General features: G+C 74.7%; 1 protein-coding gene. It reads right to left on the reverse strand.

Annotated elements, in window-relative coordinates; genetic code table 11:
• Positions 1–8: 8 nt before the first annotated feature.
• Entirely contained in the window at positions 9–10,886 is a 10,878-nt protein-coding gene (locus H4W80_RS26225) for a type I polyketide synthase (RefSeq protein WP_192787523.1), read from the reverse strand.
• Positions 10,887–10,896 lie beyond the last annotated feature (10 nt).

A 10,896-nucleotide genomic window follows, 5' to 3' on the forward strand; every position in this document is an offset into this window, starting at 1 on the left:
ACGCCTGCTCAGGAGAGTCCGAACTCGCTGTCGATGAAACTGATGATCTCGTCGGCCGTGGCCGAGCTGAGCTGGCCGGCCACGTCGTCGGCGGTGGCGCCGGCTTCTTGGTGCCGTTCCTTCCAGGAGAAGACCAGCTGTTCGAGCCGGGCGGTGATCTCCCCGGCGGTGGCGCATTCGGCCGCCATGACGGCCAGCCTGGCCTCGATCCGGTCGAGCTCGGCCAGGACCTGCTGTTCGGCGCTGAGCGCGGGTGGCGCCAGCTCCTCCAGCAGGTGCCCGGCCAGCGCGGCGGCGTTGGGGTAGTCGAAGATCAGGGAGACGGGCAGCCGCAGTCCCGAGACCGCCTTGAGCCGGTTGCGCAGCTCCACGGCGGTCAGCGAGTCGAAGCCGAGGTCCTTGAACGCCCGTCCCGGTTCGACGGACTCCGGCCCGGCGAAGCCGAGCACGGCGGCCACGTGGCCGCGTACCAGGTCGAGGAGCATCGGAGCCCGCTCCGCCTCCGGCAGGGCGGCCAGCCGGTCGGTGAGCGAGTCGCCGAGGGGCGTCTCCGCCGCCAGCACGCGGCGCGTGGAGATGCGTACCAGGCCGCGGAAGAGCGGGTGGCCGAACCCCTTGGCCGCGCCCGCGCGCAGCGTGGCGAGATCCAGGTGGATCGGCACGAGCGCCGCCTCGTCCACGCTCAGCGCCCGGTCGAACAGGCCGAGGCCCTCTTCGAGGCCGAGCGCGCCCATGCCGGACCGGCTCAGCCTGCTCAGGTCGGCCTCGTCCAGGTGGCCGGTCATGCCGCTGCCGCTCTGCGGCGACCACAGGCCCCAGGCCAGGGAGGTCGCCGCCAGCCCGCGGGCGCGGCGGTGCTGGGCGAGCGCGTCCAGAAACGTGTTCGCCGCGGCGTAGTTGCCCTGGCCGGGGCTGCCGAGGATGCCCGCGGCGCCCGAATACAGGATGAACTGCGCCAGATCGAGATCGGCGGTCAGCTCGTGTAGGTTGGCCGCCGCGGTCACCTTCGGGCGCATGACAGCCTCGACGCGCTCCGGCGTGAGCGAGGAGATCATCCCGTCGTCGAGCACGCCGGCCGTGCTGACGACCCCGGTCAGCGGATGCTCGGCGGGGATGCTCGCGAGCAGCGCGGCGAGGGCGTCGCGGTCGGCGGCGTCGCAGGCGGCGACCGTCACGGTGGCGCCGAGCCCGGTCAGCTCCGCCTCCAGCGCCGCCGCGCCGCCGGCGTCGGGGCCGCGCCGGCTGGCCAGGACCAGGTGCCGCACGCCGTGCTCGGTGACCAGGCGCCTGGCGGCCAGGGCGCCGAGCGCGCCGGTGCCGCCGGTGACGAGCACGGTGCCCTCGGGGTCGAGGGCGGGCGGCGCGGTCAGCACGACCTTTCCGATGTGGCGGGCCTGGGCGACATACCGGAACGCGTCGGGGGCGCGGCGGACGTCCCACGTGCTGATCGGCGGGAGCCGGAGCGCGCCCCGCGCGAACAGGGCGGCGATGTCGGCCAGGATCTCGCCGGTGCGCGCCGGGCCGAGCAGGGTGAGGTCGAAGTTCTGGTAGCGGACCGAGGGCAGCCCGGCCGGGTCCCGTACGTCCGTCTTGCCCATCTCGATGAAGCGCCCGCCCGGCCGCAGCAGGCCCAGGGAGGCGTCCACGAACTCGCCCGCGAGGGAGTTGAGCACGACGTCCACGCCGGGGGCGAAGGTCCGCGCGAACTCCAGCGTCCGGGACGAGGCGATGCGCTCGGCGGGGACGCCCAGCTCGCGTACCGCGTCCCATTTGCTCTCGCTGGCGGTGCCGTAGACCTCGGCGCCCAGGTGGTGCGCGAGCTGCACGGCGGCCGTGCCCACGCCGCCCGCGGCGGCGTGGACGAGCAGCGCCTCGCCCGCCTGGAGCCCGGCCAGGTCCACCAGGGCGTGGTACGCGGTGACGAAGGCGATCGGCACGGACGCCGCCTGGGCGAACGTCCACTCGTCCGGGATGCGGGCGAGCAGCCGGTGGTCGGTGACCGCCTCCCGGGCGAAGCCGTCGACGATGCCCATCACCCGGTCGCCGGGCGCGAGCGTGGTGACGTCGCCGGCCACCTCGATGACGACGCCGGCGCCCTCGCCGCCCATCGGCGCGTCGCCCGGATACATGTCCAGGGCGATCAGCACGTCGCGGAAGTTCAGGCCCATGGCCTTGGTGCTGATGCGGACCTGGCCGGGCGCGAGCGCCGCCGACGGGGTGGGCAGCAGCGCGAGGTCGTCGAGCGTGCCGCGGGTGGTGACGTCCAGCCGCCAGTTCGCGGCCCCGGCCGGCGGGGTCAGCGCGCCGTCGGCCCCGGGCCGGGCCAGGCGGGGCGCGTACGGCGTCCCCTGCCTGATCGCGAGCTGTGCCTCGCCCGTCGCGAGCGCGGCGGGCAGCGCCCGGCAGGAGTCGGCGTCACGGTCGAGGTCGAGGACGACGACCCGTTCGGGGCTCTCCGACTGCGCGGACCTGACCAGGCCCCAGACCCCGGCGTTGACCAGGTCCGGCACCTCGTCCTCGGCCGTGGTCGCGACCGCGCCGCGGGTGAGGAGGACGAGCCTGGAGGCGGGGAAGCCCTCCTCGGCCAGCCAGGTCTGCAGCAGCTCCAGCACCTGGCAGGTCCGGTCGGCGACCGCCGCGGCCAGATCGGGCCCCGGTTCGCCGTCCAGCGGGACGACCACCCATTCGGGCACCGATCCGGCGGCCAGGAGTTCGGCCAGGCCGGCGTGCGCGGCCGCGTCGATCCCGGCGGCCGCCAGCTCGGACGGGTCGCCGATGACGGCCCATCGCTGCTCGCCCGCGGGTTCGCCGGCGGGCACCGGCGCCCATTCGAGCGTGTAGAGCGAGTCCTCTCCGGCCGCGCGCTGCTCGGCGCCGAGGTCGGCGGGCAGCGGGCGCAGGATCAGCGAGTCCACGTGCGCGACGGGCACGCCGGTGGCGTCGGTGACGGCGAGCGTCACGTCGTCGGTGCCGCGAGGGGTGAGCCGGACGCGGATCGAGGTCGCGCCGGTCGCGTGCAGCCGCACGCCGGTCCAGGCGAACGGCATCCGCGGCCCGTCCTCGGCGGTGGCCGCGTCGAGCGCGACGCTGTGCAGCGCGGCGTCGAGCAGCGCCGGGTGCAGCCCGAATCCGCCGGTCTCGGTCCCTTCCGGCAGCGCCACCTCGGCGAACAGCTCCTGGTCGCGCTTCCAGGCCGCCTTCAGGCCCTGGAACGTGGGTCCGTAGCCCAAGCCGACCGCGCCGAGCCAGTCGTACAGGCCGGTCATCGGGAGCGGCTGCGCGCCCTCGGGCGGCCAAGCGGCCGTCTCCTGGGCGGGCGGCGCGGCGGCCTCCGGCGCGAGCACGCCGGTGGCGTGGCAGGTCCACGGGTCGTCGGCGGCTCCGCCGTCGGGCCGGGTGTGGACGGTGAGCTGCCGACGCCCGTCCTCGTAGGGGGCGCCGACGGCCAGCTGGAGCTGGACCGCGCCGCGCTCGGGCACGATGAGCGGTGCTTGCAGGGTGAGCTCTTCGAGCAGGTCGCAGCCGGCCTCGTCGCCCGCTCTGACGGCCAGCTCCACGAACGCGGTGCCGGGCAGCAGCACCTGGCCGTTGACCTGGTGGTCGGCCAGCCACGGGTGGGTCTTCAGCGAGAGCCTGCCGGTCAGCAGCACGCCGTCGGCGTCGGCCAGCGAGACGGCGGCGGCGAGGAGGGGGTGTCCGACCGCCCCGAGCCCGGCGGCGCCGACGTCACCCGCGCTCGCGGTGCGCTCCTCGAGCCAGAAGTGCTGGTGTTGGAAGGCGTAGGTCGGCAGGTCGACCGTCCGGGGGGCGAAGGGCTCCAGCGCCCGCGCCCAATCGACGTTCACGCCGCGTACCCACAGCTCGGCGGCGCTGGTCCACAACCTGCGCAGGCCGCCGTCGTCGCGGCGCAGCGTGCCACAGGCCAGAACGTCCTCGACCGTCTCCTGCACCGCCATCGTCAACACCGGATGCGCACTGACCTCAACGAACACCCCATGACCCTGCTCGGCCAGCGCCCGCACCGACGGCTCCAGCCACACCGTCCGCCGCAGATTCTCGTACCAGTACGCGGCGTCCACTTCGGTCCCGGTCAGCCAGCACTGCCGCACCGTCGAGTACCACGGCACCTCGCCTGCTTGCGGGGTCACCGGGGCCAGCAGCCTCGCCAGCTCCTCCTCGATCGCCTCGACATGAGCCGAATGCGAGGCGTAGTCCACCTCGATCCGCCGCGCCCGCGCCGTGTCATACCGAGCCAGGAACTCCTCGATGGCATCCGCATCACCAGACACCACCGTCGAAGAAGGACCATTCACGGCCGCGATCGAGATCCGGTCGTCGACCGCCACCTCCGAGGCCGGTAGCGGGATGGATGCCATGCCGCCCTGCCCGGCCAGCGCCACGATGGCCTGGCTTCGCAGTGCCACCACCCGCGCGCCGTCCCGAAGCGACAGCGCGCCCGCCACGACCGCAGCGGCGATCTCACCCTGCGAATGGCCCACCACCGCAGCCGGGACCACCCCGAGCGAGCGCCACACCTCGGCCAGCGACACCATCACGGCCCACAACACCGGCTGCACCACATCCACGCGGTCCAGACCCTCTTGACCGCGCAACACACCGGTGAGAGACCAGTCCACGAACTCCGACAGCGCCGCCTCACACTCCGCCATCCGCGCCGCGAACACCGGCGACTCATCCAGCAGCTCCACCCCCATGCCGAGCCACTGCGACCCCTGACCGGGAAAAACGAACACCGTCTTGCCGAGCGGACCCGCCACACCCCGCACCGCGCCCTCGCCCAGCAGCTCCTCCCGGTCAGCGCCGAGCACCACCGCACGGTGATCGAAGACCGAGCGGCCGAGCAACGACCAGCCCACGTCCACCGGCCGGACCCCGGCCACCGCATCGGCCAACCGGCCCGCCTGGGCCCGCAACGCCTCCGCGCTACGGCCCGACAGCACCCACGGCACCACCGGCGGCCCGTCAACGGGCTCGGGCTCCTCGTCCGTGCCCGGCACCTGCTCGATGATCACGTGGGCGTTGGTGCCGCTGATGCCGAAGGAGGAGACTGCGGCGCGGCGCGGGCGGTCCTGAACGTCCCACGGCCGGGCCTCGGTCAGCAGTTCGACGGCCCCGGCCGACCAGTCCACGTGCGGGGACGGCTCGTCCACGTGCAACGTCCGCGGCAGCAGCCCGTGGCGCATGGCCATGACCATCTTGATGACCCCGGCCACACCTGCGGCGGCCTGGGTGTGGCCGATGTTCGACTTGACCGAGCCCAGCCACAGCGGCTGGTCCCGCTCCTGGCCGTAGGTGGCGATCAGGGCCTGGGCCTCGATCGGGTCGCCCAGCGTCGTGCCCGTGCCGTGCGCCTCGACCACGTCCACCTCGGCGCCCGACAGCCCGGCGTTGGCCAGCGCCTGGCGGATCACCCGCTGCTGGGAGGGGCCGTTCGGCGCGGTCAGGCCGTTGCTGGCACCGTCCTGGTTGATCGCCGAGCCCTTGACGACCGCCAGCACCGGGTGCCCGTTGCGGCGGGCGTCCGACAGCCGCTCCACCAGCAGCATGCCGACGCCCTCCGACAGGGCGAACCCGTCCGCCGCACCGGCGAAGGGCTTGCACCTCCCGTCCCGGGCGAGCGCGCCCTGCAGGCTGAAGCCGATGAAGCCGAGCGGGGTGCACATCACGGTGACGCCGCCGGCCAGCGCCAGGTCGCAGTCGCCGTTCCGCAGTGCCTGTGCCGCCAGGTGCAGCGCCACCAGCGACGACGAGCAGGCCGTGTCCACTGTCACCGCGGGCCCTTCGAGCCCCAGCGCGTACGCGACCCGGCCGGACGCGATGCTGCTCAGCGTGCCGGTGACCAGGTGCCCCACGGATTCCAGCGGGACCTGGTCGGAGTGGCGGCCGTACTCCTCGTAGGCCGCGCCGACGAAGACGCCGGTACGGGTGCCGCGCAGCGAGCCGGGCTCGATCCGGCCGTGCTCGATCGCCTCCCACGACGCTTCGAGCAGGACCCGCTGCTGCGGGTCCATGGCCAGGGCCTCGCGCGGGCTGATGCCGAAGAACTCGGGGTCGAACTCGGCCGCGTCACGCAGGAAGCCGCCTTCCCGTACGTACGAGGCGAGCTGGGCCTCGGGGTCCGGGTCGTAGATCCCCTCGACGTCCCAGCCGCGGTCGTCCGGGAGGAGCGAGATCGCGTCCCCGCCCTCGGCGACCAGCCGCCAGAGGTCGTCGGCGTTGGTCACGCCGCCGGGCATCCGGCAGCTCATCCCGACGATCACGATCGGGTCGTCGGAGACCGGCCCGCGGCTCTCGCCGGTGGGCCCGGCCTCCGTCCGGGTGCCCAGGATCTCGCCGCGTACCAGGGTCGCGAGCGCCTTGACGTTCGGGTAGTCGAAGACCACGGTCGCCGGGAGCCGCACGCCCAGCGCGGCGTTGAGCCTGCCGCGCAGCTCGACCGCGGTGACCGAGTCGAAGCCGAGGTCTCTGAAGGCCCGGTCCACCTCCACCTCGCCGGGGGCGTACCCGAGCACGGCGGCCACCTGCTCGCGCACCTGCGCGACCAGCAGCCGGTCCTGCTCGTCCGCGCTCAGCGGGAGCAGCTTCGCGCGCAGCTCGGAGGTCTCGGAGTCGGTCTCCGCCTCCTTCCGCAGCGCCGCCACGGCCTCCGGGACGCCGTCGAGGAGGGGCCGCCGCCGGGCGGCGGTGAAGACGGGGAAGAAGCGTTCCCAGTCGACGTCGGCGACGACCAGGTTGGTCTCGCCGTCGTCCAGGGCCTGCCGCAGGGCGTCGATGGCCAGGCCGGCGTCCATGTAGCGGACGCCGGTCCTGCGGGCGTCCTCCTCGTCGAGGAGCGTGGTCATGCCGCCGCCCGCGGCGTCCCAGAAGCCCCAGGCGACGGCCGTGGCGGCGAGGCCGCGGGAGCGGCGGTGCGCGGCCAGCGCGTCGAGGTAGGCGTTGCCGGCGGCGTACGCGCCGTTCAGGGCGCCGCCCCAGACGCCGGCGCCGGACGAGAACAGCACGAACGCGTCGAGCGGCCCGTCGAAGGCGGCGTCCAGGTTGGCGGCCCCGACGATCTTGGCTTGGGTGGCGTCGGCCAGTTCGTCGCGTCCGAGCCGGGTGAGGGGCTGCATGTGGGGCACGCCCGCGGTGTGGAAGACCGATCGGACGGGGGCGTCGGCCTCGATCTCGCGGACCAGGGCCGCGAGCGCGTCGCGGTCGGCCACGTCGCACCTGGACACCGTCACCCGCGCGCCGAGCTCCTGGAGTTCGGCCACGAGCGCGGCGGCGCCGGGGGCGTCGGCGCCGCGCCGGCTGGTGAGCACGAGGTGCTCGGCGCCGTCGCGGGCCAGCCACCGCGCGACGTTCGCGCCCAGTCCGCCGGTGCCGCCGGTGATCAGTACGGTCCCGCGGGCCCGCCAGCGCTCGGCCGAGTCGGTCCGCGCCCTGGGCGCCCTGGACAGGCGGCGGGCGAAGATCCCCGACGCGCGGACGGCGAGCTGGTCCTCTTCCTCGATCCCGGCGAGCACGGTGACCAGGCGGGCCAGGACGCGCTGGTCGAGCGTCTCCGGCAGGTCGACGAGACCGCCCCAGCGGGCGGGGTGCTCCAGGCCGAGGACCCGGCCGAGCCCGGAGACCGCGGCCTGCTCCGGGTCGCGGACCGGGTCGGCCCGGCTGACGCTCTCGGCGCCGTCGGTGGCGATCCAGAGCGGCGCCGCCACGCCGGCGTCGTCCATGGCCTGGATCAGCGTGACCGTCCGGGGCAGGTCGCAGTGGAGGGCGAGCACGCCGGCCGGCGCCTCGTCCCCGCCCAGCAGCGCGGCGAGGCCGTCCCTGCCGGTGTCGGCGGTGACCTCCAGGACCTCGCACCGGGCTCCGTGCCGTTCGAGCGCCCCGGCGACGCAGGCCACCGCGTCGCCGCCGGCCCGCTCCGCCGGGACGACGACGCGCCAGGTGCCCGACAGCGCGGGCGGCTTCCCGCCGGGCGCGCCGACGGGCGTCCAGGTGACGCGGTACCGCCAGGAGTCGAGCACGTCCTGGTCGCGCCGCCGGCGCCGCCAGGACGACAGCGCCGGCAGGATGGCGGCCAGCGGGGAACCGTCCTCGATGCCGAGGGTGGCGGCCAGCGCGGCCACGTCCTCGCGTTCGACCGCGGCCCAGAACTCGGGGTCGACGGAGCCGTCGGGCGCCTGCTCGGCCGGGGCGGCGCCGGGCATGAACCAGAAGCGCTTGCGCTGGAAGGCGTACGTGGGCAGGTCGACGCGCTGGGGGACGGCGTCGGCGAAGTAGGCGTCCCAGTCGACGGCGACGCCCCGGCAGTGCAGCCGGCCGACGGCCTCCACGAAGGCGCGGGCCTCGTCGCGGTCCTTGCGGGTGGCGCTGACGAAGAACGCGGCGTCGTCGCCGTCGAGCGTCTGCCTGGCCAGGCTGGTCAGCACCCCGTCCGGGCCGACCTCCACGAACACGGTGGCGCCGCCGGCCCTGGCGGTGGCGACGGCGTCGGCGAAGCGCACCGCCCGGCGGACGTGGTCCACCCAGTAGCCCGGGTCGGCGAGCTGGCCGGGCTGCGCCTTCTGCCCGGTCACGTCGGAGATGATGGGAATGGCGGGCTCGCCGTACGTGAGGGACTCCGCGACCTGCCGGAACTCCTCCAGCATCGGCTCGACGAGCGGCGAGTGGAACGCGTGTGAGACGCGCAGCCGGCGGGTGCGCACCTGCCGCACCTCAAGTTCCTGCGCGATCTCGTCGAGGTCGGCGGCGGCGCCGGAGACGACGACCGCGCCCGGCGCGTTGACGGCGGCGATCCCGGCCCGGTCCGCACGCCCCGCCAGCAGCGGGAGGACCTGCTCCTCCGGGGCGGCGACGGCGAGCATGGCGCCGCCCGCGGGCAGCGCCTGCATCAGCCGGGCCCGCGCGGCGACCAGCGCGCAGGCGTCGCCGAGCGAGAGCACCCCCGCGACGTGCGCGGCGGCGAGCTCGCCGACCGAGTGCCCGGCGAGCACGTCGGCCTCGATGCCCAGCGAGGTCAGCAACCGGTACAGGGCGACCTCGAAGGCGAACAGGGCGGGCTGGGTCATGCCCGTCTCGTCCAGCACCCCGTCGGGGTCGGTGAACATGACGTCCCTGATGGGGTGCGGCAGCAGCGGGTCCAGGACCTTGCAGACGTCTTCGAGCGCGGCGGCGAACACCGGGAACGCCTGGGCGAGCGCGGCGCCCATGCCTGCCCGCTGGCTGCCCTGCCCGGCGAACAGGAAGGCGATCCTGCCTCCCGCCCCGGAGCCCGTGACGGCGGTGGCGCCGTCGGCCAGCGACCGGAGACCGGCCAGGAGCTCGTCCCGGGTCTCCCCCACGATCACGGCGCGCTGGTCCAGCGCGGCCCGGCCGGTCGCCAGCGACCAGCCGACGTCCTCGACGCGCAGGTCCGGCCGCGCGGCCACCCACGTCCCGAGCCGGTCGGCCTGCGCGGCCAGCGCCTGCCCGTCCCTGGCGGAGACCGTCCAGGGCACCAGTGGCAGGTTCAGCCCGGCCTGCTCGGCGGTGTCGTCCTGCTCGGCGGGCGTCTCTTCGAGGATCAGGTGGGCGTTGGTGCCGCTGAAGCCGAAGGCCGAGACGGCGGCGCGGCGGGGCGCCTCGCCGGACTCCCACGGCCGGGGTTCGGTGAGCAGCTCGACGGCGCCGGCCGACCAGTCCACGTGCGTGGACGGCTCGTCCACGTGCAGGGTGCGCGGCAGCGTCTCGTTGCGCAGCGCCATCACCATCTTGATCACGCCGCCGACGCCGGCGGCGGCCTGGGCGTGGCCGATGTTCGACTTCAGCGAGCCCAGCCACAGAGGCTGGTCCCGCTCCTGCCCGTACGCGGTGATGAGCGCCTGGGCCTCGATCGGGTCACCCAGGGTGGTGCCGGTGCCGTGCCCCTCCACCGCGTCCACCTGCGAGGGCGACAGGCCGGCGTCGGCCAGCGCCTCCCTGATCACCCGGATCTGGGAGGGGCCGTTCGGCGCGGACAGCCCGTTGCTGGCGCCGTCCTGGTTGACCGCGCTGCCGCGGATGACCGCGAGGACGTGGTGCCCGTTCTCCCGCGCGTCCGACAGGCGTTCCAGCAGCAGCACCCCGACGCCCTCGCTCCAGCCGGTGCCGTTCGCCGCGTCGGCGAAGGACTTGCAGCGGCCGTCGGCCGACAGGCCCCGCTGCTGGGAGAACTCGATGAAGGTGTTCGGGGTCGCCATCACCGTCACGCCGCCGGCCAGCGCCAGCGAGCACTCGCCGCGCCGCAGCGCCTGCGCCGCCAGGTGCAGCGCCACCAGCGACGACGAGCAGGCCGTGTCGACCGAGATCGCCGGGCCCTCCAGGCCGAGCGCGTACGCCACGCGGCCGGAGACCACGCTGCCGAGCGCCTCGGCGCGGAAGTAGTCGTGGTACATGACGCCGGCGTAGACGCCGGTCCGGCTGCCGCGCACGGAGTTCGCGTCGATGCCGGCGCGCTCGAACGCCTCCCAGCACGACTCCAGGAACATCCGCTGCTGCGGGTCGGTCCCGAACGCCTCACGCGGCGAGATCGCGAAGAAGCCGGCGTCGAAGTCGGCCGCGTCGTAGACGAAGCCGCCCGTCCTGGCCGTGGTCGTGCCCGGATTGTCCGGGTCGGGGTGGTAGAGGTTCTCGTCCCAGCCCCGGTCGGTGGGGAACTCGGAGATCGCGTCCACGCCGTCGGCGACGAGCCGCCACAGCTCCTCGGGCGAGGTGACCCCGCCCGGGTAGCGGCAGGCCATGCCGACGATCGCGATCGGCTCGTGCTCCCGGCCCTGGATCTCCCGCAGTTGCTGCCTGGTTTGGTGCAGGTCGGCCGTGACCCGCTTCAGGTAGCCCCGGAGCTTGTCTTCGTTTGCCATCGAACGTAGC

This window comes from Nonomuraea angiospora (assembly GCF_014873145.1).
Lineage (GTDB): Bacteria > Actinomycetota > Actinomycetes > Streptosporangiales > Streptosporangiaceae > Nonomuraea > Nonomuraea angiospora.

Excerpts from the sequence above, each read along its gene's own strand:
- H4W80_RS26225 (WP_192787523.1), bottom strand. The coding sequence starts at position 10,886 with ATGGCAAACGAAGACAAGCTCCGGGGCTACCTGAAGCGGGTCACGGCC.